Source organism: Ampullimonas aquatilis, from assembly GCF_049675895.1.
GTDB classification, from domain to species: Bacteria; Pseudomonadota; Gammaproteobacteria; order Burkholderiales; family Burkholderiaceae_D; genus Ampullimonas; species Ampullimonas aquatilis.
The window spans coordinates 858,866-884,423 of record NZ_CP183834.1; the positions used below are offsets into that span (position 1 = coordinate 858,866).

The 25,558-nt window shown below is 48.5% G+C and carries 22 protein-coding genes; 11 read left to right on the forward strand and 11 right to left on the reverse strand.

Going from position 1 to position 25,558, the window contains the following annotated elements; genetic code table 11:
* The first annotated feature begins 30 nt into the window (after positions 1–30).
* A complete protein-coding gene (locus tag ACMYR3_RS03930; protein ID WP_424194715.1) occupies positions 31–2,889 on the forward strand; it encodes a family 10 glycosylhydrolase in 2,859 nt (952 codons plus the stop codon).
* 196 nt (positions 2,890–3,085) lie between these two features.
* On the opposite strand, the gene ACMYR3_RS03935 is transcribed toward ACMYR3_RS03930, so the two are convergent.
* The gene (locus ACMYR3_RS03935) at positions 3,086–4,330 is read right to left on the reverse strand and encodes a glycosyltransferase (RefSeq protein WP_424194717.1); all 1,245 of its coding nucleotides are present in this window, start codon (positions 4,328–4,330) and stop codon (positions 3,086–3,088) included.
* 171 nt (positions 4,331–4,501) lie between these two features.
* On the opposite strand from ACMYR3_RS03935, the gene ACMYR3_RS03940 reads away from it, so the two are divergent.
* The 5 genes from ACMYR3_RS03940 (at position 4,502) to dnaE (ending at position 12,533) form a co-directional block, all read left to right on the forward strand.
* Positions 4,502–5,971, forward strand: a complete 1,470-nt coding sequence (locus ACMYR3_RS03940) for a hypothetical protein (protein WP_424194719.1) — start codon at positions 4,502–4,504, stop codon at positions 5,969–5,971.
* 10 nt (positions 5,972–5,981) lie between these two features.
* The gene (locus ACMYR3_RS03945) at positions 5,982–6,557 is read left to right on the forward strand and encodes a hypothetical protein (RefSeq protein WP_424194721.1); all 576 of its coding nucleotides are present in this window, start codon (positions 5,982–5,984) and stop codon (positions 6,555–6,557) included.
* Between the two features lie 6 nt (positions 6,558–6,563).
* Positions 6,564–7,778 carry a glycosyltransferase gene (locus ACMYR3_RS03950; protein ID WP_424194723.1) on the forward strand — a complete coding sequence of 405 codons (1,215 nt, stop codon included), beginning with the start codon at positions 6,564–6,566 and terminating at the stop codon, positions 7,776–7,778.
* A 153-nt stretch (positions 7,779–7,931) separates the two neighbouring features.
* Complete coding sequence (locus ACMYR3_RS03955) at positions 7,932–8,834, forward strand: DMT family transporter (RefSeq protein WP_424194725.1); 903 nt, start codon at positions 7,932–7,934, stop codon at positions 8,832–8,834.
* Positions 8,835–9,113: 279 nt separating this feature from the next.
* The gene (gene dnaE / locus ACMYR3_RS03960; RefSeq protein WP_424196352.1) at positions 9,114–12,533 is read left to right on the forward strand and encodes a DNA polymerase III subunit alpha; all 3,420 of its coding nucleotides are present in this window, start codon (positions 9,114–9,116) and stop codon (positions 12,531–12,533) included.
* Positions 12,534–12,629: 96 nt separating this feature from the next.
* Here dnaE and msbA read toward each other — a convergent pair whose 3' ends face one another.
* A complete protein-coding gene (gene msbA / locus ACMYR3_RS03965; RefSeq protein WP_424194727.1) occupies positions 12,630–14,375 on the reverse strand; it encodes a lipid A export permease/ATP-binding protein MsbA in 1,746 nt (581 codons plus the stop codon).
* 5 nt (positions 14,376–14,380) lie between these two features.
* Complete coding sequence (locus ACMYR3_RS03970) at positions 14,381–15,172, reverse strand: inositol monophosphatase family protein (RefSeq protein ID WP_424194728.1); 792 nt, start codon at positions 15,170–15,172, stop codon at positions 14,381–14,383.
* A gap of 168 nt (positions 15,173–15,340) precedes the next feature.
* On the opposite strand from ACMYR3_RS03970, the gene ACMYR3_RS03975 reads away from it, so the two are divergent.
* The 5 genes from ACMYR3_RS03975 to cysE all read left to right on the forward strand — a co-directional run bounded on the left by ACMYR3_RS03975 (position 15,341) and on the right by cysE (position 20,376).
* The gene (locus ACMYR3_RS03975) at positions 15,341–16,210 is read left to right on the forward strand and encodes an RNA methyltransferase (RefSeq protein WP_424194730.1); all 870 of its coding nucleotides are present in this window, start codon (positions 15,341–15,343) and stop codon (positions 16,208–16,210) included.
* A gap of 269 nt (positions 16,211–16,479) precedes the next feature.
* Positions 16,480–17,649, forward strand: coding sequence for a 2-methylaconitate cis-trans isomerase PrpF (gene prpF, locus ACMYR3_RS03980; protein ID WP_424194732.1), 1,170 nt, complete (start codon positions 16,480–16,482; stop codon positions 17,647–17,649).
* 167 nt (positions 17,650–17,816) lie between these two features.
* Positions 17,817–18,350, forward strand: coding sequence for an SRPBCC family protein (locus ACMYR3_RS03985; protein ID WP_424194734.1), 534 nt, complete (start codon positions 17,817–17,819; stop codon positions 18,348–18,350).
* A 425-nt stretch (positions 18,351–18,775) separates the two neighbouring features.
* Entirely contained in the window at positions 18,776–19,297 is a 522-nt protein-coding gene (locus ACMYR3_RS03990; protein WP_424194735.1) for an SRPBCC family protein, read from the forward strand.
* Between the two features lie 272 nt (positions 19,298–19,569).
* Positions 19,570–20,376: a serine O-acetyltransferase gene (cysE, locus tag ACMYR3_RS03995; RefSeq protein ID WP_424194737.1), complete on the forward strand. Its 807-nt coding sequence runs from the start codon at positions 19,570–19,572 to the stop codon at positions 20,374–20,376.
* 290 nt (positions 20,377–20,666) lie between these two features.
* Here the strand turns inward: cysE and ACMYR3_RS04000 are convergent, their stop codons facing one another.
* The 8 genes from ACMYR3_RS04000 to ACMYR3_RS04035 all read right to left on the reverse strand — a co-directional run bounded on the left by ACMYR3_RS04000 (position 20,667) and on the right by ACMYR3_RS04035 (position 25,553).
* The gene (locus ACMYR3_RS04000; RefSeq protein ID WP_424194739.1) at positions 20,667–20,963 is read right to left on the reverse strand and encodes a 2Fe-2S iron-sulfur cluster-binding protein; all 297 of its coding nucleotides are present in this window, start codon (positions 20,961–20,963) and stop codon (positions 20,667–20,669) included.
* 104 nt (positions 20,964–21,067) lie between these two features.
* Complete coding sequence (locus ACMYR3_RS04005) at positions 21,068–21,895, reverse strand: SIR2 family NAD-dependent protein deacylase (RefSeq protein WP_424194741.1); 828 nt, start codon at positions 21,893–21,895, stop codon at positions 21,068–21,070.
* 21 nt (positions 21,896–21,916) lie between these two features.
* The gene (locus ACMYR3_RS04010) at positions 21,917–23,134 is read right to left on the reverse strand and encodes a DegT/DnrJ/EryC1/StrS family aminotransferase (RefSeq protein ID WP_424194743.1); all 1,218 of its coding nucleotides are present in this window, start codon (positions 23,132–23,134) and stop codon (positions 21,917–21,919) included.
* A 1-nt stretch (position 23,135) separates the two neighbouring features.
* Positions 23,136–23,396 (reverse strand): hypothetical protein, encoded by a 261-nt coding sequence (locus ACMYR3_RS04015; RefSeq protein WP_424194745.1) that lies wholly within the window; start codon positions 23,394–23,396, stop codon positions 23,136–23,138.
* 1 nt (position 23,397) lies between these two features.
* Positions 23,398–23,604 (reverse strand): putative nitrogen fixation protein NifT, encoded by a 207-nt coding sequence (nifT, locus tag ACMYR3_RS04020; protein WP_424194747.1) that lies wholly within the window; start codon positions 23,602–23,604, stop codon positions 23,398–23,400.
* Positions 23,605–23,640: 36 nt separating this feature from the next.
* Positions 23,641–24,837, reverse strand: a complete 1,197-nt coding sequence (locus ACMYR3_RS04025) for a cysteine desulfurase family protein (RefSeq protein ID WP_424194749.1) — start codon at positions 24,835–24,837, stop codon at positions 23,641–23,643.
* An 18-nt stretch (positions 24,838–24,855) separates the two neighbouring features.
* Positions 24,856–25,278 (reverse strand): DUF3024 domain-containing protein, encoded by a 423-nt coding sequence (locus tag ACMYR3_RS04030; protein ID WP_424194751.1) that lies wholly within the window; start codon positions 25,276–25,278, stop codon positions 24,856–24,858.
* A gap of 26 nt (positions 25,279–25,304) precedes the next feature.
* Positions 25,305–25,553 (reverse strand): nitrogen fixation protein NifZ, encoded by a 249-nt coding sequence (locus ACMYR3_RS04035; protein WP_424194753.1) that lies wholly within the window; start codon positions 25,551–25,553, stop codon positions 25,305–25,307.
* Positions 25,554–25,558 lie beyond the last annotated feature (5 nt).

Sequence of the window (25,558 nt, forward strand, 5' to 3'; positions counted from 1 at the left end):
TACTGTGGAGAGCTTACGGTGAATCATTGCATGATGAAATATTTGGGATTTTTCTTATTGATGGCAATTTATTACCCAATATATGCAGCCCAAATTGTTTGGAGTGTCCGTCCAAATCAATATTCTGATATCAAGCTTGTTCAGGCAAATTCTGAAGCTTTCATTCAACTCTCTAAGTCAATGGATAAATTGACTACACTGGGCATGGTTGGCGAGCTGTCTTTTAATACCACTGTGGGCGAATCAGGTTGGTATCAGTTAATTATGCAAGGTGCTATTAGTAACAATATAGATACGTATATCGATGAAAACAGTTCGGAAAATTTGCGTAAATACTTTTTTCATGGGGTAAATCCTGCCAGAGGAAAAGATCATAAAGTTGCCAATATATGGCTGCAAGCTGGACAACATCTGATAACGCTCAAACGCTACGTTTGGAATGGTTTCCCACCAATCGAAAAAATTACACTGCTTAGATCTGATAACACATTGGCAACGACTGTCCAGATACTTGATCCAGAACGTAGGATCGCTGAAAAAGGACATTGTCAGCCTTATAGATTGCTGTATGGACAGCTAATGGATGCAAGGCGGCTTGAGTGGCAAGTAATCAATAAGGCAAATAAATCAATAATTGATTCAGGGGGTCTTAATATTGATGCAAGTGACAACCTATCTGAAAAAACGCTTTCTTTTCCCTGTTCCATAGCTGGTCGTTTTCAGGTGATTTTTCTGGAAAACGGCAGAGAAATTTCTAAAAATGAATTACCTCGTCTCGAATATGAGGTAATCGACACGCAATCAGTTCCTATCTCCTTGACCAAGGGGAATCTAGTGCTAGAGATTGATGTGACCAAACAGTCGCCGGATTATTATTCGGGGACAGCACCCACGCTGAGTCAGGACAAGACTGGAATGATGCTTGAAAGTGGTAGTGATGGCTGGATTCCGTTTGTGCGGACAGATCCTTCGCACCTTAGTCAGATCAAACCACCATCCTGGTTTGCGTATCGTTTGGGAGATCTGACTGTTCAAAAGCCATATTGGATTGAGGTCGTGTTTCCTGATAATGCGGATCGTACCTTCATTGTCGCTTTGCAAGAGCGTAAACAGTTGTCTTATCCTGTTTCCTATGGTGTGGATAGTGGTGGTCCTTATCCGACAAGTGGACAAATACGCTCGATCAATCTTTTTTTCTGGCCACGTACTTTGGATCCGCGCCTAGTTTTCTTAAATGCATTCAATGGAAAAAAAATTGCTATTTCTGCCATTCGTGTCTATGAGTTGGCAGAAAAGGCTGAATCTGGCAATACTAGCAAGGTAGTCGCGGATCTGGGAAAAAGACGCTTTGTGAATTGGTATGAAGAGGGCGGGAATTTTGCTGGGATTTATGGCGCTATGGATAACTCCCTAGACGAAAAATTAAAAGCGATAGATCGCTGGTTTCAAATCGCTCATACCAATCATGTCAACATGATGGTACCTACAGTTTCGGTTTATGCCGATACCTTGTTTCCGTCGGACGTCGACAAGGCTTTTTCGAGCAAAGGAGACTATGATGTTTTGGCTTATATGCTCTTGAGTGCGAAAAAACAAGGTATGGATGTTGTACCAGAATTGCATCCTAGAGCCGATCCCTTGATATGGCCATATTTGTGGTTGAATGACACTTATCCTAATACTTTAATGTCGAAGAATGGTGACTCTTTCATACAAGATGGCGGTAATAAAGAAAAGAATCCACGATATTTCAACCCCATCTTTCCTGAAAACCAGCAATGGTATCTCAGTTTGATAGGTGAAGTTACTGATAGATACCGATACTACGACAATTTCAAGGGAATACATCTACGCTTGATGCCTTGGGCGAATTCAGCCCTGAATAATTTTGCCAGCCTAGATTGGGGATATGATGACTACAGTGTCTCTCAATTCTTTGCTGAATTAAATTTGTCGGTACCACAACGGCTTGGATTGTCGGCAACCTCTAATCCTATGATTGCACAGGAACGGTATGCGTGGATTCAAAAGAATGTCAGAGAGCGATGGATTGATTGGCGTTGCAGAAAAATTGCCGATCTTTATAAAAAAATTGTAGAGCGTGTTCATCAATCCCGTCCTGACTTGAAAGTCTATTCACATGTGTTTTGGCCAATGGAAGAGCAAGGCGGCGTGCAAAAGCTACGTGAAGCTGGCATTGACCCAACCCTTCTATCACAAATTCCCGGCGTCGAACTCGTGAATAGCCAATATGCCTATGGTCGGCGTGAGCCCAACGAGTTGTTCAACCTCAATCAGAGAACGGCCTCTTTGGACTATGCCGTTATGACTTCATTGATTCGGCAGGGAGCACCGCCACTCTTTATGACCGGTGCCGCCTATTTTGAAGTGACCGATGCCGTTGTCAGGCCTGAATTGATCGGTTTTCCAGCCACTATCAAAAATGGTTGGATTAGTTCTGCCGCGACAGCCCCTGGCCATCTTGCCTTGGAACGATATGCTTCTGTATTAGCTGAAACTGATGCCTTGATGTTGGGTGATGGTGGAAATATGTTTGTCTTTGGTTTAACAGAAATTTCTGAATTCATGAAGGTATATACCTCATTACCAGACAGGCCTTTTAATAGAAAGAGTATTCCAGGTGCAGATATAGCCTTATGGGAATACCTATCTAATTCTGAGCATTACTTTTATTTAGTTAATAAGTCAAATCAAGAAGTGAGAGTAAATTTAAAATTCTCATCACCGACAAAACTACAGCGAATTTCTAGTGAAGAGATTGTCAATACATTAGAAAAAGACTATGTCTTGACCATGAAGCCTTTTGATCTTATGGGTTTTAGATTGCCAGTAGCCATTGAGGTTTTGACTATATACAAGCTGCCATAGAAAATGAAAAATTGCGTAGAGGAAAAATATTTACTGAAGAGCAATCCTTTAGCTTCATGAGGTGTTGGGTTTTCCAATCAAGCGGCTTTGCCAGTTCACAGTCTTTCTGACGCGAGTTTACTCTAGCAGAGCAAGTTCTTCGGTGGGAGTGTGCCCATCTAAAGTCCAGAGGATGGGTGTTTATCACTAATCCAATTTAACTTAGGTGGCTAATTAGTTTGTAAAACGAGTGCAGCTTTTCTCCGTAGTCTTGCTGCCTATATTGGGAAAAAATAAGTTGCTGATTTTTATGACAACAAGCTTCTACTTGTTCTTGGTTTGATATACACCAAGTAATTGCATTGACTAAGTTTTCAGAACTTCCTGGCTTGATGAGATTTCCGTGAACGCCATCTTCAACAATGCTACCGCTATTTGGCGTTGTAATAACATAGCAACCGGCGGAGAGTGCTTCGAAGACCACACGCGCAGAACCTTCTGCAAATGAGGGGAATATGAACACATCAGCATTTGACATTGTCTTTGCCAAGTTTTCTCTTGATAAGTTACCTAAATAGTTCACCTTTGTATGTTTGAAGAACTCTTGCATGCTTTGCATGAAAGATACATCTCCTCCACCGGCAATGTCCAGTTCCCAATTTTCTTGGGCTATATTCTCTAACGCTTGTTTAAGTGTCTCGAAGCCTTTTCTTTGTATTATTCCGCCAGCATATAAGAGCCTTAAAGGTCTAGAGGAAGTGGTTTCGCTTTTCTTTTGTCTTATTGGTATATTTTTCAGAAAGCTATCATCTACTCCAAGATAGATAACATGTATTTTTTCTTTGGGCGTGCCCATGAATACCATTGTGTCTTTAACAAATTCCGAATTCACTAAAACGTAGTCTGCTTGACTGATATCCTGAAGAATGTCATTCCAATAGGAATTAATGTGTAATTGATTCTTTGAGCTCGGATATTCACCCTTATTTTTTATTAAATGATCAATTAATGCAGGATGAGCTATAGAGTGATCGCAAATTGTTATCATCCCCTTCTTTTTCGCTACTTCTACAGATTGATGGCCATAACCCGCTCTGTAATGATAGATATTTGCTTTTGACTCTTTAATGATTTTCTTGGCTGAGTTCGCATACCATTTCATCGCCAAATTTTCAGAATAATCACTTAAATTACTCTTGAAGAGTCGGGCTATTCTTATGCCGGATTGAATCATAAATTCAGCGGGCCACTGAGCATGGATAAGCTGAGTTGGTATGGCTTCTTCTCTATCAAAAAGTCGTTTTATAGCTGCTTGACTTGTATTTTTATTAAATAATCTTTTGAAAGTGTCGGTCGGATAGCCAGCAGTAATGAATGCATCAAGTAACTTCATATCTGCAAGTTCTGCTGCGGCTGGAGCGAGGTGAAACTTAAACCCTCCATTGGAAATAACAATTTTCAAGTTACTACCTTTCATCATCAATCTTGTATTGAATACCAGTAATATTTCAAAAATTTTAAATAGAACTATTTTGTGAAATTAAATTTTTGTCACAATTTTCACTTTGTAATTTTCCGTTCACATTTCTCAGTTATTCTGACATTCCATCGAATGTCTTCCGTTAAATTCCCCATGTTGAATATCAAGCCAAAAATTTGGCGACAGCGCCTTATTGCCTTTGTATTGTTATTTGGTGTAACAGTATCCAGTTTCGCCATTACGCCGTTTGTTAATTCTGTTCCAGAATTTGCTCTTGGCGCAATTGTTCATTTTCCTCGTCATTCTGGACAGCTTGATTCGGTATATCAACTTTATTCTCAGTCAGGTTTCAATACCTTTAGAGATGAATTTGAGTGGGCTTGGATTGAGCGAGAAAAAGGTCGTTATCATCTTGATGGCCAGGATTTATCTGGTCCCTTAGAAATTTTCAATAGCGAATCTGCCAAGATCGATAGCTATCCTTTGTTTCTTTTGGATTATGGCAATCCTCTGTATTGGAGAACTGACACTGAAGATTTGAGTAACCCAGATGTATTTGCTAGGTTTACTAATGGCTTTATTGAATATACTCGCTTCATGATGAAGAGTATGCCCAATGTGCGAATGTTTGAGGTATGGAATGAATGGAACATTAACGCGCACCTTTGTGACTCGGGTTGTCCAAAAAATATTGACGACATCAATCAGGGCTCTTTTTATGGACAATTTTTAAAGAAAGTCAGTGCGTTTATCAAAGAAGAAAGACCTGAAGCAGTTGTGCTGTCTCAAGGACTGGCTTATGGTAAGAAATCTGGCGGCCCCGATAATAGATTTCTGATTGATTCATTAAATGTTGGGTCAGTAGAGTACCTGGATGGTGTTGCTCTTCATCCTTACATGTTCCTTGATACTGGGCCTGAGCGTGTTTATTCATACTTGGTTTCGACTCGCCGACAATTATATAAAGAAGTGCCTGACTATAAGTTTAGGCCGTTGCCTTTTTATATTACTGAGATGGGTTGGCCAACATCCCAAGGAACTGGTTATGGACACAATATAACTGAATTGCAACAGTCTAATTTGATTGAGCGATTTTCTTTGCTCGTGAAAACGCTGTCTTATGTTAAGGGGTTGTGGCTCTATGATTTAGTTGATGATGGTTTGGATGAGACAGACAATGAAAATAATTTTGGTTTGGTACATGCCAATTTGACGACCAAACCAGCTTTTGAGATGGTTAGTTGTTTAAGTGCTCCAATTATCAAAGGGACTGAATTTCAATTATTGTCGGGTAGTTTTGATCCAGAAATTGATCCAATGAAAGCCTATTCCTGGCAACCAAGTGTTTTAAATTATGGCGTTTCTTTTTTCCATCATGAAGAAGGCCTTGCTGAAACCGCCTACAGCGCTTTTTGGGTGGCCGATGGTACACACAAGAAAATTCGCATTAGTGTTGACGCAGCTAGTCCAGTGACTATCAGTTATTCAAAGGGTTTTTGTGCATCTAAGTTAACGGCAAAATTGGCTGTGGGTGGGAGCGTGGTTTTGGATGTTGACGATAGTCCTTTATACGTCTCGATTCCGGCCAGTCAAGGTAAGCTGAGCTTCCAGTTCTTGAACTAGTTTAGGCTTCATGATGATGCAAAGTACGGATATCAAGTCAATGCAGGTACTGATTAATCAGCCAACAATACTCAAACTAGTTGAAGTTTCATTTTTACTTGTTGTCGTTGCTTATCTTGACTTGATCACCGGATTTGAGATTTCGTGCTTTGTTTTATATGCATTGCCACTGGTTTTAGGTGTGTTATTTTTTAATATCAAGGTGGGAGTACTTTTGTCCATCCTGACAACCATTGTTTGGGTATGGGCTGATATTCAAAGTGGTCATACTTATTCGAGTGACTGGATTATTTTGATCAATGCGCTTAATCGGCTCGGTTTTTTTCTCGTTACGGCTTTTGCAACTGAGTTGATTCTTAATCACCGTCGAAAGAATAGTCAGCATGAGCAAACCAACACAATCAAAATGTGTCGTGTCTGCCATAAATTAAATTTAAATAACAAAGAGTGGCTGGCGCTGACGTCCTTTCTTCAGGAAAAAAATCAGGCCCAGGTTTATTCAAGCTATTGTGCTGATTGTGCCCGATCAAGTTATGTTGAATCCGGTATCTTTACTTCACTGGCAGATCACGCTAAACAGGATTGAGCTATTGTGTCATTTAAGATTCTGCATTGCATTACGACAGTCAACCCAATTGGTGGCGGCCCTATAGAGGGTTTAAAACAGCTGGCCAAGGTGAACAAGTCTCATGGGCATACGGTGGATGTTGTTTCCATGGATGACCCAAACAGCCCCTGGGTGGGTGAGTGTCCGGTTACATGCCATGCCATGGGCCCCAGTTTTTCCGGTTATCACTATACGCCGCGTCTGGTGCCTTGGCTGAAAGCCAATGCTCATCGTTATGATGCCGTTATTGTGAATGGCCTTTGGCAATATGGTTCATTGGCAGTTTGGCGTGCTCTCAAAGATCAGCCTACCCCCTATTTTGTTTTTACCCACGGCATGCTGGATCCCTGGTTTAAAAAACGTTACCCACTCAAGCATCTGAAAAAGTGGTTGTATTGGCCTTGGGCTGAATATCGTGTCTTGCGCGATGCCGCTGCAGTCTTGTTTACGTGCGAAGAAGAGCGCCGCTTGGCACGCCGTTCATTTTGGTTATACAAATGTGATGAGTTTGTAGTCAATTATGGGATTGGTGCGCCAACTGGTGATCCAATTCAACAGCGTCGGTTATTTCTGGAGCGCTTTCCATTTTTAGATGGTAAACGGATCTTGCTGTTTCTTGGCCGGGTTCATGAGAAGAAGGGCGGCGATCTGGTCATCGAGGGGCTGGCTAGATTGTTTGCCAGTGATCCGGATAAATCTGCTGACATTCAATTGGTGATTGCTGGTCCTGATGACCATGCTTATGCGCTACAGTTAAAGCAGCTGGTTGAACAACATGGCTTGCAGGAGCGTGTTACCTGGACGGGTATGTTGCAGGGTGACTGGAAGTGGGGTGCTTTTCATTCGGCTGATGCATTTATCTTGACCTCACATCAAGAAAACTTCGGAATTGCACCGGTCGAGGCCTTGGCTTGTGGTGTGCCAGTGCTGATTTCGAATCAGGTCAATATCTGGCGTGAAATCAAACAGGCAGATGCCTGCTTTGTCGATATGGACGATATCGATGGTACCGTGCGCATGCTGGAAAGCTGGTTGAATGTCGATCAGCAAATTTGGCAAGCCATGAAGCAAAATGCGGTGCGTTGTTTCAATCATCATTTTGAAGCTGAAAAAACGGCTGAATCATTTATCCGTGCCATGGAAGTCTATGCTTTACGGCCTGATCATAAAAAGCCGGTGCCATTGCCACAACGGGCTTAAACCTCTTAAGCTAATTTGATTCATCAGGCCTGCTTCGGTAACGATCTGTACTTGCTGAATTACAGATGGCTCTGTGCATGGTGCCATGCTTGCGGTTCGGCTATGATCTCTTTTTTACCTACCTGATGGAGTTAGTGCTGTCATCCGTTGCGGATGAGCCAGCGCCATCATTACTGCTTCATGCCTATCCTGTTTGTTCTGATCTGGAGTACCGGCTTTATTGTCGCCAAGTTTGGTTTGCCGTTTGCGCCCCCGCTGACATTTTTATTACTGCGCTTTTTATCCGTACTCTTGGTGTTATTGCCGGTCATCGGCATGTGGCGCTTGAGTTGGCCACGCAGGCCGATTCATTTGGTCGTAGCGGGCGTATTGCTGCAGGCCGGTTATCTGGCCGGTGTGTGGTGTGCGATTCAACAAGGTATCCCTGCCGGATTGTCAGCGCTGATCGTGGGTCTGCAACCCATCTTGACTGCTATTGCAGCACCCGCTGTGGGCGAAGCTGTGCGTCGTCGTCAATGGTTGGGATTCATCATGGGCTTGCTTGGCGTGGCTATTGTGGTGGCCGATAAGGTGCATCTTGGCGGTATCACAGCAGCCAGTATTGGCTTATGTCTGTTTGCGCTGATGTCCATTACGTTGGGTACGCTGTATCAGAAAAAATATTGTCCCAGCTTTGATTTATTTACCGGCACTGCGATTCAATATGCGGCTTCGGCTTTGGTCATGCTGCCCTTGGCCATTGGGCTGGAAGGCCTGGACTGGCACTTTGCCAATGTGCACTGGACGCCGCAATTTTTGTTGGCATTGGCATGGGCGGTATTGGCTTTATCGATCGGTGCGATCTTTTTACTCTTTACGCTGATTCGTAAAAATGCCGCGACCCATGTCACCAGCCTGATGTACCTGACGCCACCGACCACGGCTGTGCTCGCCTGGCTCATATTTGATGAGGCCCTCAGTGGTCGCGCCATTTTTGGCATGATTTTGGCCGTGCTGGGTGTGGCTTTTGTGGTGCGCAAGCCTGCGCTAATGCCCCTGCAAAACGTCGCTAAATAAGGATACTGGTAATATGTATAAGCCAATTATGGCTTGCTAAGTGCATTTTTATTGGTCTGTTTTATTTACTATCGGGTAGTATGTTTTTTATTGGTGAGATGCCATTCCCCCTGATGGGCTCGGTACAATGTCGGCATGACAGCTGCAATCCTATCCCCCCCGCAAGTTTCCGATACCACCGCCCACCCTGATCAAGTCAATGGTGCGCTTGCCGCCAGTCAGCTTGCGAGTGGTTTTGTCCATCTGCGTCTGCACTCCGAATTTTCTGTGGCCGATGGCATGGTGCGGCTTGATGATGCCGTCAAGGCTGCCGCAGCAGACGGGCAGGGCGCGTTGGCGCTGACCGATTTAGCCAATCTGTTTGGTCAGATCAAGTTTTATAAAGAGGCGCGTGGCAAAGGTGTCAAACCCATCATCGGTTGCGATGCCTGGATATCGACTGGCGATGATCGTCAGCATCCGTCCTATCAGCCCGCCCGCTTATTGTTGCTGGTGAAAAACAAGCAGGGCTATTTGAATCTGTGCGAGCTCTTGTCCAAAGCCTGGCTGGTCAATCAGCATCGTGGTCGCGCCGAGATCGATCCGACCTGGCTGGAGGGGAGTGCCAGCGAAGGTCTGATTGCCTTGTCCGGCGGACTCTTGGGGGATGTTGGTCTGGCCATCAAAAAGAGCAAACTGGATCAGGCCAAAACGCTCGCGCAACGCTGGGCCCGGCTCTTTCCCAATGCCTTTTATATTGAACTGCAACGTGCCGGCATTGCTGGGGAAGCCAACTATATTGCCCATGCGGTCAATCTGGCCGCCGAGCTGAATTTGCCGGTGGTGGCCACGCATCCGATACAGTTCATGCAGCCCGATGACTTTACCGCGCATGAGGCCCGTGTCTGTATTTCCGAAGGCGAGATTCTGGGCAATGCCCGTCGTCCCAAAAACTTTACGACGCAGCAGCATTTCAAAACCCAGGCCGACATGGCCGAGCTGTTTGCCGACATTCCCAGTGCGATCGCCAATACCGTGGAAATCGCCAAGCGCTGCAGCCTGTCACTGGAACTGGGCAAGGCCAGGCTGCCGCTGTTTCCGACGCCTGATGGCATGTCGCTGGATGATTACCTGGTCTTGCTGGCCAAGGACGGTCTCGAAAAGCGCCTGGTTCATCTGTATTCCAATGTTGAAGAGCGTGATCGTGAACGACCGCGTTATTACGAGCGGCTGGATTTTGAAACCGGTACCATCATCAAGATGGGCTTTCCAGGGTACTTCCTGATTGTGGCCGACTTTATCAACTGGGCCAAAAACAATGGCGTACCGGTCGGGCCAGGACGCGGCTCGGGGGCGGGTTCGCTGGTGGCCTATGTGCTCAGCATCACCGATCTTGACCCGCTGCGCTACAACCTGCTGTTTGAGCGTTTCCTGAACCCGGATCGGGTGTCCATGCCCGACTTTGATATTGACTTCTGTCAGCATGGTCGTGACCGAGTGATTCAATACGTCAAAGATAAATATGGCATGGATGCGGTGTCGCAGATTGCCACTTTTGGCACCATGGCTGCCAAGGCGGCGGTGCGCGATATTGGTCGGGTGCTGGATCTGGGCTATAACTTTGTGGATGGCATCGCCAAGCTGATTCCCTTCAAGCCCGGCAAGCAGGTGACGCTGGCCGATGCCAAGAAAGAAGAACCACAATTGGCCGAGCGTGAAGCCAATGAAGAAAGCGTGCGCCAACTGCTTGAGTTGGCCGAACGTGTGGAAGGCATGACCCGCAATATTGGCATGCACGCCGGTGGGGTGTTGATTGCACCTGGCAAGCTGACTGACTTTTGTCCGCTCTATACTCAGGGTGGTGATAGCGGTGTGGTCAGCCAGTACGACAAGGACGATGTGGAAGCTGTTGGCCTGGTCAAGTTTGACTTCTTGGGCCTGACCACGTTGACCATTCTGGACTGGGCGGTACGCTATATCCATCGTCTGCAATCGCGTCCGGCCGACTGGACGCTGGAGCAGATTCCACTGGATGACCCAGCCGCTTTCAACATCCTCAAAAAAGCCAATACGGTGGCGGTGTTTCAGCTGGAAAGTCGCGGCATGCAGGGCATGTTGAAAGACGCCTTGCCCGATCGCTTTGAAGACATCATTGCGCTGGTCGCCTTGTATCGTCCGGGTCCAATGGATCTGATTCCTGATTTTTGTGCACGTAAACATGGCCGTGAAAAAGTGATTTATCCCGATCCGCGGGTTGAGCCAGTGCTCAAGGAAACCTACGGCATCATGGTGTATCAGGAGCAGGTGATGCAGATGGCGCAGATCATCGGCGGCTACTCGCTTGGTGGTGCCGACTTGCTGCGTCGTGCGATGGGTAAGAAAAAGGCCGAAGAAATGGCCGAACATCGTGAGATCTTTCGCACCGGTGCCGACAAAAATGGCCTGACTGCGCAAAAGGCCGATGAGATTTTTGACTTGATGGAGAAGTTTGCCGGCTACGGTTTCAATAAATCACACGCCGCCGCGTATGCCTTGCTGGCTTATTACACCGCCTGGCTCAAGGCGCATCATCCTGCCGAATTCATGGCCGCCAACATGACCTTGGCTATGGACGACACCGACAAGGTGAAAATTCTTTATGAAGATGCAAGCAACAAAGAAAATGCGCTGAAGATCTTGCCGCCCGATGTGAATCAGTCGGCCTATCGTTTTGAGCCAACCGACAGCAGCACGATACGTTATGGTCTGGGTGCCATCAAGGGCACTGGACAGGCCGCGATTGAAGATATTTTGCGGGCGCGTAGCGATGGTCCATTTACCGATCTGTTTGATTTTTGTGAGCGCATCGACAAGCGCACCGTCAATCGCCGCACGATTGAAGCACTGATTCGTGCCGGTGCTTTTGATTCAGTGCATGCCAATCGTGCCCAGTTATTGGCCTCGGTCAGCAAGGCCCTGGAAAGCGCCGAGCAGGTCGCTGCTGCCGCCAATCAGGTGTCGTTGTTTGATCTGGATGATGATAGCCATGCCAGACCCGAGCTGCTCAATGAGCCAGCCTGGACTGAAAAACGCAAGCTGCAGGAAGAAAAAGCCGCCATCGGTTTTTATCTGTCCGGCCATCTGTTTTCGGCCTATGAAGCCGAGGTGCGTCGCTTTGCACGCACCCGTCTGGCCAAGTTATCCGCCGGGCGTGACCAGTTGCTGGCTGGTGTGATTGTTTCCATGCGTACGCAAATGACCCAGCGCGGCAAAATGCTGATTGCGCTGATCGATGATGGTACTGCACAACTGGAAGTGACCATCTTCAATGAGCTTTATGAAGCCCATCGTCATTTGCTCAAGGATGATGAATTACTGGTGATACAGGGGCGCGTGGTCGAGGATAAATTCACGGGGGGCTGGCGTATTTCGGCCGAGCAGATCATGGATGTGGCGGCGGCACGCAGTCGTTTTGCCAAGGAATTGCAACTCTCGGTCAGTGCCCATCTCACTGCTGATGCCATGAAAGAGATACTGAGTCATTTATGTGGTCAGCAGGATATGTTGACGAATACACCAGCGACTGCCAAGGAAGCAGGGATTCCTGTGGCCATTCAGTATCAGCATGAACAGTTTGCCTGCGATATTCGACTCGGTGATCAATACCGGGTACGGCCTACGGACGAGCTGTTGCATGAGCTCAAACTATTGAGCAATGTGGCAGCGGTACTCGCATATTGAAAATTTGAATATTTTTTTGAGGTATCGTTGACGCAGGCAGGCTGCGGTTCAATTTGGCCAGCTCGTCACAGCGACTGCTGTTTGTTTAATGACGGTCTAGGTTTCAGACGCGTATTGAATCCGATACAAATTGGCATACAGACCATTTTGCGCGAGCAGTTCGGCATGACGGCCAACTTCGCGGATTTCACCCTTGTCCATCACCACAATGCGGTCGGCCTTTTCAATGGTCGACAGACGATGGGCAATGACCAGCGTGGTGCGGCCTTGAATCAGGGTATCGAGTGCCAACTGAATCTGCTTTTCTGATTCGGAATCCAGCGCCGAGGTGGCTTCATCCAGAATCAGAATTGGCGCGTTTTTCAGAAGTGCGCGGGCAATGGCAATCCGCTGCCGTTGCCCGCCCGAGAGGCGCACACCATTTTCACCAATTTCGGTATCCAGCCCAGCCGGTAACTGCCCGATGAATTGGGTCAGATAGGCAGCCTCTGCCGCTTTTTCAATATCGGCGCGGCTCGCACCACGTTGCGCGCCATAAGCAATATTGCCAGCAATCGTGTCGTTAAAGAGCACCACATCCTGATTGACCATGGCAAGCTGTTCGCGCAACGAGGTCAGTGTCAGGTCATCGAGCGCTATGCCATCAAGCAGAATCTGGCCGTCGGTCGGCGTATAAAAACGCGGAATCAAATTGACCAGCGAGGTCTTGCCACCACCGGATGCGCCGACAAAAGCGACAGTTTCACCGGACAGAATGGTCAGGTTGATATGTGCCAATGCCGGTCGTGAGGCATCCGCATAGGCCAATGACACATTGCGGAATTCTAATGTACCACGAGCACGTCCCAAGGTTTGTTGTCCCTGATCCTTTTCGGTGGCTTCATCAATCAGCGTGAAGGCATTCTCGGCGGCAGCCAAACCTTTTTGCAGCACATTATTGACTTCGGCCAGACTGCGCAATGGCGCAAACAGCATGGTCATGCTGGTTAAAAACGAGACAAAGCCGCCCACCGTCATTGCCCCTTGTGCGGCTTGTGACATGCCCATGCCAATCACCACAGCCAGGGCAATCGCCGTCAAGGATTGAGTGACCGGCGAGGTTAAGGAAGAAGCCACCATGGTCTTCATGAAGGTGCGGCGAAAACGCTGTTGCGTGGCTTCAAAACGTTCGTGCTCCACTTTTTGTCCGCCATAAACCTTGACGATTTTTTGACCATCAATGGTTTCCTGCAAGGCGTTGACGAGATCGCCATTGATATCCATGCCGTCCTTGCCCAATTTGCGCAAGCGTTTGCTGGACAGGCGAATTACCACGGCGATGATCGGGATCATGGTCAGTGTTACCAGTGTCAGTTGCCAGTTGAGCATGAATAACCAGATCAAGATACCAATCACCACGCAGCTGTCTTTGATGATGGAGGTGACCACCGTAGTGCCCGCAGAGGTGACTTCGTTGACGTTCCAGAGAATCTTTGAAATCAGCGTGCCGGAATTATTGGCATCAAAGTAGGGGACGGGCAACTGGATCAGGCGACTGAACATGTCAGTACGCAGGTCTTTCACCAGATGCTGGGATATCCAGTTCATTAAAAAATTGGTGGCAAAACCAAACACGCCCTTGAACAGAAACAGGCCCACAATGGCCCAGGGAATCCAGCGCGCACTGGCCACCTTATCGGGATTGAAACCCTTGTCGAGCAAGGGCTGCATCAGCGCAGCAAACAGCGGTTCGGTGGCTGCGGACAATATCATGCACAGGATGGCCAGTGCAAAGACCATCCGGTACGGCCGCAGGTAGCCGAGCAACCGACGATAAATGAGCAGATCGTTACCGGGCTTCAAATTGATCAGGCGTGTGAAGCCAGCAGGTTGACCATTTGGGCGAAGATCTTGGGATTGCCTGCCATCACCTGGCCTGCATAGAGATAGTCGCCATCACCTTTGAAGTCGCCTACCAGACCACCGGCTTCGGTAATCATCAAGGCGCCAGCTGCCATATCCCAGGGGCTCAGGCCTTTTTCAAAAAATCCATCCAGGCGACCGGCAGCCACATACGCCAGGTCCAGTGCCGCAGCACCGGGGCGACGCAGACCAGCGCAAGCGTTAGTCATGGTGGCAAACATGGTCATGTATTCGTTTAGAAATTCTTTATCGCGGTAAGGGAAGCCAGTACCGATCAAACATTCGGCCAAACGGATGCGGCGTGAGACCCGCAGGCGTTTTTCATTGAGGAATGCCCCGCCGCCTTTACTGGCAGTAAACAGATCGTTGCGGGTTGGGTCATAAATCACGGCTTGGCTCAACACGCCCTGATGTTGCAAGGCGATGGAAACACAGTATTGCGGAAAACCGTGAATGAAGTTGGTGGTGCCGTCCAGTGGATCAATGATCCAGATGTACTCTGACTCGCTGTTGGCATTGGCAGAATCGCCGGATTCTTCGGCCAGCACGCGGTGATCGGGATAAGCGCTGAGCAGCATGTCGATGATGGCGTCTTCGGCGGCCTTGTCGACTTCGGTCACAAAATCGTTGTGGCGCTTTTCAGACACCTTGATGGAATCCAGGTCCAGAGAGGCGCGATTGATGATGGCGCCAGCACGGCGAGCTGCCTTGATGGCAGTGTTGAGCATCGGATGCATGAAATACTTTCGGTTATATCAGTCGTTGTTTGGGCGTGGTGACCAAACAGATTGGCAACTTGTCTGGCAGACCGACTTTTTAGGGCCAGACTGCCAGATCGACAGATGAATTAAAGAGCGAACCACTACAATGAGCGCTATTTTAAATGATCTTGAGCCCGCCATCCTATGACTGACCAGAATATCCCTGATTCCTCCTCTTCTGCCACTACTGGCCAAGCTGCTCAGCGCCTGCCGGCAATCCGCTTTATCCTGCTGGAAACCAGTCATCCGGGCAATATCGGTTCGGCCTGTCGTGCTATTAAAACCATGGGTTTGCACGAGTTATGGCTGGTCAATCCAAAAATTCTCAATCCCGCTGCCAACGCTGAAGCCATTTCATTGTCCAGTGGTGCTTTGGATGTATTGAATGGGGCGCGAGTTGTGCCTTCGCTGAGCACGGCGCTGGAAGGCGTGCAGCTGGCGATAGCGCTGTCGGCGCGGCCCCGCCAATTTGGCCCGCCAATTCAGACCATTCGTCATACCATTGAACAATTGCGCCAGCACTATGTGGTCGATGGTGTTCCTGCGAATGCAGATGGGGTTGATACTGCAGCGCCTTCAGCAAGCACAGCTCAGTTGGCTTTTGTTTTTGGTAATGAGCGTTTTGGATTGCCCAATGAAGCCATTGAGCGTTGTCAGATTGCAGCCCAGATTCCGGCGCATCCTGGTTATTCTTCGCTGAATCTTGCCCAGGCCGTGCAGTTGGTTGCCTATGAGTGCAGGATGGCTGGCTTGGTGCCCGGGGTCAGTGCAGCAGATGCGGCGGTTATCTCGACCGATGTGGGGTTTAGCGGTGATGCAGCAACCATTGATCAGATTGATGGCATGTACGCGCATCTGGAAAGAATGTTGGTGGAAATTGGTTTTTTGGATACTACCGCGCCCAAAAAATTGATGCCACGCTTGCGTCGCTTGTTCAGTCGCACCGGCCTGGAGGTGGAAGAGGTCAATATTCTGCGCGGTATCTGCAATGCCGTGATGGCGAAATTGCCTTAATGTGAAAGTGAGTTGGTTTGAGCCGCCAAGACGCCGGGAAAAACTTGGCACCAAAGCATTCACCACAAAGACACAAAGGGTACGAAGGACACCGAGCAAGCGTGCTCGTGAAGTCTTATAAACGTGGCGTTTGGGGCTGCGAATGAATATGAAATAACGAGGGTTACTTCGTGCCTTTTGTGTCTTTGTGGTAAAAAACTTTTGGCTATTCCTCGGCGTCTTGGCGGTTCTCATTGTTTTGATTGTTTTACTTCATGAAAGAAGTCGTGATGACGATAGCAACATATTCATCCAGTCATGCCATTCCCGTGTTGTATATGCGTGGTGGTACCAGCAAGGGTGCATTTTTTCTGGCCAACGATTTGCCTGTTGATCCGTTTGAACGCGATGCATTGTTACTGCGCATCATGGGCAGCCCCGATCCTTACGGTAAGCAGATGGATGGGCTGGGTGGCGCCAGTTCCAGTACCAGTAAGGTGGTGATTTTGTCGCCGTCCAGTCGACCTGGTTACGCAGTGGACTATTTGTTTGGTGCAGTGGCGATTGATGCGCCTTTGATTGACTGGTCAGGCAATTGTGGCAATCTTTCGGCAGCAGTTGGACCGGCGGCACTCATGCTGGGATTGGTGCCAGCCATAGAAGGGCATACCGAGGTGGTGATCTGGCAAGTCAATATCGGTCAGCGGATTGTGGCACGAGTGCCGGTGCAAAATGGGCTGGTGGTAGAGCAGGGCAGTTTTCAGGAAGACGGTGTGGCCTTTAGTGCGGCTGAAATCGAGTTGGCTTTTTATGAGCCGCCACTGCAAGCCGATGCCTTGCCTTTGCTGCCAACTGGTAATGTCGTGGATGAATTGATGATTCCCAATTTGGGTTCGGTCGCGATGACTTTGATCACTGCGGGTAATCCCACCGTGTTTGTCAAAGCCCAGGACTTGGGCTTGACTGGCCGTGAAACCCAGGCCGAAATTTTGGCCCAACCCGAACTCATGCAAACACTGGAAACGATTCGCGCCCATGGTGCTCTGGCCATGGGCTTGGGCACCTCGGTTGAGCAAATCAGTCGTGAGCGCCCTGGTACACCCAAAATCGCCTGGTTGGGTGCGCCACAGGATTATGTGGATGCGGCCGGTAAAACCGTCAAGGTGGATTCTATTGATCTGGTGGCGCGTATCATGTCGATGGGTAAACCACACCATGCTTTTACCGGCACAGGCTCCATTGCGCTGGCGGTGGCTGCTGCCATACCGGGCACACTGGTTGAGCAGATCCGTGGCGCCCATTATCCGACCAATGCACCAGTGCGATTTGGCCATGCCTCGGGTGTTTTGCGGATTGGGGCTACTGCAAGATATGAGGACGATCATTGGCGTATGGAAAAAGCGTTGTTGTCGCGCAGTGCCAGGCGCTTGATGCAAGGTCTGGCTTTTGTGCCGCAGTGATAACTGTCTTGAACTTGCCAAAATCATTAGTCTTTGGCAGGCATAAAATGTCTTGCCAGGGGGCTTAATGCCCTCGTTGATTGAGTGTTACGCCACTACGATGCGTACAGGCTTCATGAGTAGAAAATTTGAAGCTGTACGAAAATTGACGATAACAGGAGATCATCGTGGCAAAATTTATTCAATCGGTATGCGTTAATACGCTTGCGCTAACACTCATCAGCCTATCCAGTTCTGCGTTTGCAGAACGGCCCATACTCAAGGCCTCGGAACAAGTGGAGATCACTGCAACGCCCGAAAAAGTCTGGGCAGTGATCGAACATTTTGACGATTTAGCTTGGCATCCTGCCGTTGGCAGTACCTTATTGATTGCGGGTAAGGCCGATCAAGCAGGTGCGATACGACTGATAATCACCAGGGATGGCGCGAAGATCACGGATCAATTGCTCAACCAGGATGGCAAGGCGCATAGCATGACCTATAGGATCGTTGATTCAACGCTGCCGGTCGATCATTATCAAGGCACTTTGCAGGTGTTGCCAAACAAAACGGGATCCATTCTTAAATGGCGTTCTACCTTTACCCGGAAGGATGAAAAGTCGGTAGAAGGTGGCGATGATGTCACCGCACAAAAGATCATTACGGGTATTTATACGTCAGGGTTGAGTGCGGTCAAGGCGCGTTTGGAGCCGGGCAAGTAATTATATTTCCAATCACACTCGAAACCTGGTTGGCAAAACATTTGAATATCCATTGACAGAAAGTCAACCTGATTGCATTGGGCAGCAGCCCGCATACTTACTTGCGCTTAGGTTACTTGCACTTAGCTTGCTTCCTTGGCTCTTTGAATAGGGATGTGAAATTCAGACAACTCGTGGCAGTCAGCATGTGTCATTCTTGATGGAATGAGCTGCGGGCAATACAGCGATTGGTGGGTAGCCGTTTCAATTTCAAAACGATTTGCACGGATAAACCCGGCGCCGAGTATGGGTAAATCCTAGTCCTTCGTCAGGCAAATTGCCCATCGGAATAATTGGCTATGCTGCTATGATTTCTTTGCTATTTGAATGAATATTTTAGTTAAGTACAGGCTGGCAACATCAAATCATAATTCAGGAGATAAGTAATGAAAACCGTTCTTCATACCGCCATCGCCTTGGCGATTGCGGGTTTGGCTGGTTCTGCACAAGCAGAGCGCCCTACATTAACTGTGGCTGAACAGCTGGAAGTCGCGGCCCCTGCGAACAAAGCCTGGGAAATCATCCAGCACTTCGAGAATTTGAACTGGCATCCTGCCGTCGCCAGTACTGAGTTGGTTTCCGGTAAAGCAGACAAACCAGGTGCGGTGCGTCTGATTACTCTCAAGGATGGCGCAAAAATCAAGGAAGAGTTGGTTGGCCTGAATCCGAAAGCACATAGTATTACCTACAAGTTTTTGGAGTCACCTTTGCCCGTGACAGATTATGTGTCTACGCTGGAAGTCGTTTCTGCCAAAAATGGTTCGCTCTTGAAATGGCATTCCACTTTTAAACGTAAAGATGAAAAACCTGCTGCAGGTGCTGATGATGCCAGCGGCAAGAAAATTGTTTCCGGAATTTATACATCCGGTATGGATGCGCTGAAAAAGCAGTTGGAAGGTGCCAAGTAAGCGCTCAGGTCACCCGATTCGGGAGACCTGGCCGGCCTCCCGTTTCTGGTATGTTCTTCTTTAGCTTGTAATGGCGAGCTTTAAGTAGTCCGTCCAAAGCAAGTTGAGCAGGCTTTGCCTGCTTTTTTTACGTCCAAATTTTAGATGACAGGCAGGTGCTTGGCTAGTTTGGGCCGCAGGTTTTTTAGTGGAGTCAACGCTTCGTATATAAGCATTTCCGATAAGGTTTTGCGCTTACCTCTACAATCATGGCAAACAGACCTTAAATCATCATGTTTGCTCAAATCAAAGAACATATCGACACAATTCGGCAGCGCGACCCCGCAGCGCGCAGCACCTGGGAAATCCTGACCTGCTATCCGGGCCTGCATGCCCTGATCTGGCATCGGCTTGCACATCGTTGCTGGTGCCTGCGCTGGTATTGGCTAGGGCGATTCATCTCTCATATTGGCCGGTTTTTGACTGGCATTGAAATCCATCCGGCAGCGGTGATTGGTCAACGTGTTTTCATTGATCATGGCATGGGTGTGGTGATTGGCGAAACCGCCGAGATTGGTGACGATTGCACTATCTATCAAGGTGTGACGCTGGGCGGTACTTCCTTGTTCAGAGGGGTGAAGCGACATCCGACCCTTGGCAAGGGTGTGGTTGTGAGTGCCGGTGCCAAGGTATTGGGTGGTTTTCTGGTAGGCGATGGGGCGCGGATTGGTTCCAATGCCGTGGTATTGAAAGAAGTGCCAGCGGGTGCCACTGCGGTAGGAATTCCGGCGCGGATTGTGGTACGCAAGATGCCGACTGCCGGTACGGCCGATGCAGCAGGTGATACCGCTGCCATTGCGCTGGAGCCTAACCGCTTTGCTGCTTATGGCATTAGTGGTATGCAGGAAGATCCCATGCAGCAGGCGCTCAAATCGCTGATTGTCACGATGGTGGAGCAACAGCAAACCTTGGCCGCGATGGTAGAAACACTGGAAGAAAAAGGCGTGTGCATGCCAGATGCGGTCAAGCAGGCTGAATCAGCCCAGCATTTACAAGAGGTGGTGAGTCAGCTTACTGCTTTAGGCAAGATGGTCGACTGATCGCGTGGCTCGAAAATTTATTCGATCTGCGTAACGCTTATATCACCACTGATTTTATATACTCAGATAGAGTAAAAAAATATACATAATAAATACGCACTTGATCGGGTAATATTGATTGGTACTCTATGAGAGTATCGTTATTTTTTGAATCTTCAAACACTTTTTAATGCTGTAAATTGACGATCAAACCGAGTGGTTGACCGTCAAAAACAGCACAGCGCATCACTAGCACTCATTCGTCACGAGCGACAGATGAGTGCGTCATCAGTGTGCGATTTCAACTACAATCACACAAATGACAACAGTTCGACGGTGACGTTTTCTTCACCCAGATTGGCCTGGCAAGCCAGACGGGATTTGGAACCAACGCCGACTGTGGCATCCAGTTTTTCATTTTCGATCTTGGTCGTTTTGCTCAGGCTTTTTTTACCTTCAAGCACCGAGATATGGCATGAACCGCATTTGGCCTGGCCTTCGCATTTGTGCATGATGTTTTCACCAGCAGCCAAGATGATGGACAACAGACTGGCGCCAGTTGTACCTTCAACGGTTTTACCTGATGGATTGATAGTGACTAATGGCATGATGTACTCCTTCTAATGAGGTTAACAATAAATAAAAACAAGTGAGGCAAGGATAGATTGCATAAGCAAAATATTTGGTTGGTGTGGCGCTAATTCGGCTTAGCTTAGGCCATCACTGAAGAAACAAACTGATCCGCAAAGTCTTTGAGGGACATGGGAATGCGTGTGATGTTTTGTTCTTCCATGAACTTAAGTTCCATTCGGGTTGGTTCTTCTGGCAATACCGCCCAATGGGCCGTAGATGAACGCTTCATGATCTGCCGCGCAAAGCTGCGAGTAAGCTGATCATTGAAGCGGCAACCCAAGAACAGGAATGAACGACCGGTACGGATATTCTGGATTTCGGTAGGAATCGGCGTTTGAATGTCAATCTCGGTGAGCACTTCCACATAGTCCGTATCAGAAACCAGATAATTGCCTGCTGGACCATGGCCGCCGATCGGCTTGTACAGAATGGTTTTCCAGTCGGGTGATACTTCAGTGGCAGTTTCACCTTTGCTGTCATACCAGCCAGTCCAGGTGCCAAAGTGTTCAGATTGAGACAAGCCTTGTACCTGACCCCAGTCGCTGCGGCTGCCAGCCAGGGCTGTCATCATGGCGTCGTCATACCAGGTGTCAACAATCAGTGGTGGCATGCTGTCGGCCAGCAATTGATGAAAGGTTGAAAATTTTGGTGTGCCGGCAAAAACCTCATTCATGAAATGAACGATGGTTTTACGATGCTTGAAATTTTCAATAAACTGGGCAGTCTGGGTCAGTCGGCTACGGATCTTGTGCGGTACTGACACCTTGCTGGTCAGGTAAGCTACCAGTGCTTCCGGTGTAGCAGGTACGTCATAGCCCGAAGTCAATGACATCATGCCATTGCCCAGATAGGGAATGATCTGCTTTTCGTAAAAGGCAGCGTGAAGAGAGTCGATCAGCTTGTCCATGGTCTTTCCTTAAAAGATGGCTTAATAAATCGGAACGCCAGCACCAATATTGATGGACGCTTCCTTGAGTCTTTTCACGATGAACTTGACGTGGTTTTCAGTCAGGTGCGTATTGAAGGGCAGAGCCAGTGCGCGATCACCAATCCGTTCAGTATTGGGTAACTGGCCACGTTTGTAACCCAGCTTCTGATAAGCAAACTGTTGGTGCAGCGGCATGCAGTAGGCCGCTGTTTCAATCAGTTCAGCATCCATATCTTCAATGACCTGGCCACGGGCACTGGTCGTAAAGCGTTTTCCCAGATGTACCAGATAGAACATCCAGTGGACTTCATCGACATCAGGTGCCAGATAAGGTGGCTTGATACCCTCGAAGGTTTGCAGCTGGTCGAGATACCAGGCCTGTACCTGCTTGCGACGTGCCAGAATGTCGTCAATCCGATTTAATTGTGCCAATGCCAAAGCGGCAGTCATTTCACTGATGCAGGCCTGGAGTGGCACGCGGCTGCCTACCGAAATGGATGAGCGATCTTCAATTTTTCGATTACGGAAGTAATGCAGCTCGGAAGCCAGGGCGTCGTCATCGGTCAGAATGATGGCACCTTCACCGGCACACATTGCTGAGGGTTGTGAAAAATCAAAGATGGCCAGATCACCAAAACTGCCCACGACCTTGCCTTGATAACGCGAACCAATCGCTTCAGTACTGTCTTCAATCAAGCGCAAATTGTGTTTGGCAGCGAGCTCTTGAATGGGTTGCCAGGCAGCAGGGTGACCATTGGCATTGCAGACCAGCAGTGCCTTGGTCTTGTCGGTGATTTTGGCGGCAATGGCTTCAGGAGCCAGACAGCCACACCAATAATCAATATCGGCAAATACGGGCTTGGCACCCGTCAGCAATACCGCATGCGCTGTTTGATGCCAGGAGTAGGCTGGCACGATGACTTCATCATCAGCCTGCAGTTCTAAAGTCTGCAAGGCCAGCCAGACGCCAATGGTGCCACTGGCAACGGCAATGCCATGTTTGCGACCGATATATTTGGCGAAGACTTGTTCAAATTTTTCGACCAGTGGCCCATTAGAAAGTTGCGGTGCCTGTAGTGCCGCACTGACAAAATCAATATCAAACTGGGTGATATCAGGATCGGACAACGGAATCCAGCCATCGTCATCCAGATAATCATCATTGTCGTGATCTTTGGCTTGATTGTCGGCGGCTTTGCTGTTGATATCTTCACTCATCTCAAGCCTCCGTCAATATGAATGCAGAAGCCTGTTCGGGATCGCGAGTCATGGTCCAGCAATGACCATCAGAGACAGCAAGGAATAAATGAGCAGAGGTTAATTTGAGTGTCGGTGTTTCGTCACGCATATCCATGGGATCAACCACAGTGGCCATGATGCCGGGTAACTGCAGGCGAATGGCCTTGGCAGCTTCACGCACTGTGCTGGCCGATTCAATCAATGAAGCGGCTGTAACCAGTTGTTCCTTGCTGATGGCCATATCAGCCTCCCACCTTTTTAGCTTCGACAGTGATTGGCAGTGTGGTCTCTGGGCCCATTTCAGGCAATTGCAGTTCCCAGCCATTGGCCAGCGTGATCGTGCCACCCCACATTCCTGGTCGCTCCATGGAGACGACTGGCTCTTCCAGATCCTTTTTAGGAACATAGGCAGACAGACCAGCGGGGGAATTACGGAGCATGACTTTCATTGAGGTTTCTCCAGAGTAGAGTCGCTGCCAGTTATCTTAGGCGGCGTGTTGAAAAGAAGTGGGTGGCGGCGTGGCAGATTCTTCCGCCTGCTCGGCGAGCAACGGCGCTAAAGCAGCCACAGCTTGCTGAATAACATGATCAATTTCGGCCGCGCTGGTAGCTGCTGATACCGAAAAACGCACAGCGGCCAAGGCAGACTCTTCATCAACGCCCATCGCAGTAAGCACATGCGAAGGCTCAGTCGTCGCGGCTGAACAGGCCGAGCCTGACGAAGCCATGATGTTGGCCTGTTCGAGCCGGTTCAAAACCAATTCAGCGTTGAGTCGACCAAAGCGCAAATAGCTGGTATTGGGCAAACGTGGTAGCCCTTGACCATACACATGCACTGCAGATAATTGACTGGTCAGGCCTGCTTCCAGGGCATCACGTCGTTCTTGCATGATGGTGATGTCAGCATCAAGCTGTGTAGCCAGTTGTTCAATGGCTGCAGCAAAGCCGATAATGCCAGGCAGATTTTCAGTACCACCACGACGGGTGCGCTCCTGGCTGCCCGGAAAGAGTGTTGGCAAAGTCACCCCCTTTTTAATGATCAGTGCACCTACGCCTTTGGGACCATGTATTTTGTGAGCAGACAAGGAAACCAAGTCGGCACCTGAGCTGGCAAAATGAAAATGGGTTTTGCCTAAGGCCTGTGTGGCATCCACATGCAGCAATACCCCCGCAGCCTTGCATAACTCGGCCAGAGCTGCAATGGGCATGAATATGCCGGTTTCATTATTGGCAGCCATCACCGAAACCAGCGTAACGCCAGGCTGGATCAGCTGTTGAGCCGCGGCCATGTCGAGGCTGCCATCAGCCAGCACGGGGATGAAATCAACCTCGACACCTTGTGTCTTGAACTTGTTGGCCAGTTTCATCATGCCAGCATGTTCAACTGCAGAGATCACCAATCGCTTCCGACTATCAGCGCGTTCCAAGGCACCCATCAAAGCCATGTCATTGGCTTCAGTAGCACAACTGGTAAAGACCAGTTCGGGAATCTGACAACCCAAGAAGGCGGCAATCTTGCCACGTGCTTCGGCCATTAATTTACGCGAGACCTGTCCAACCGGATGAGTGGACGATGGGTTGGCCCATGCCTCAGCCAAGGCAGTACTCATGGCGCTGATCACGGCCTCATAGGGACGGGTGGTGGCGTTATTGTCCAGGTAGATTGGCTCAGCGATCGACATGATGTTCATCCCTCATGATCAAGGCCAGAAAACTCTGGCAGCATCCACACAGATCAAATCCAGCAGGCCTTCCAGCAGTTCAGATTGGGCGTATTCTTCCCACGCTTTAATTTGATGATTGCGCATGAACAACACCCATTGATCGGACTGTTTTTCAAGTCGAGCAATATCAATCACGCCACCCTCAGGGTCGATATTGCGTGAGCAGCAGGGGCTGCTGATTTGATACGCATTGCCAATCTGAAAAACGACTGGTTTGACATAGCGATAGCGCACTCGACTTTCGATCGCCACATTGATACGACGCACAATCAGGTCAATTACTTTGGATGATTGATTGGCAGCTTCGCCATAATCAAAAAAGTCAGAATCAGTGGTCATGGCCATCACCTGTGAAGTATTGGCTTGTTCAATGTTCAGATTGTGTCGGGTTGTTGTCATGATGAAAGTTGGTTTGGCTTATTGCCTCAAACCGCCCCAATAGCCAGTGCGATTTCTTCTTCAAGACAACCCACCACCTTGCCTGGAAACTCCACCAGATAGATCGGGATGTTCTGATCTGCATGATGACCAATATTGACGATTTCGCCTTTGATGCCTTTGGCAACAATCAGTGCATCGGCTTCAAGATCGGGATAGCTACCATCATTGAACATGTCATCAACAGCAATGACGTATTGGCCCCATTGATACTTTGGAAGTCTGGTCTCAATCATGATGT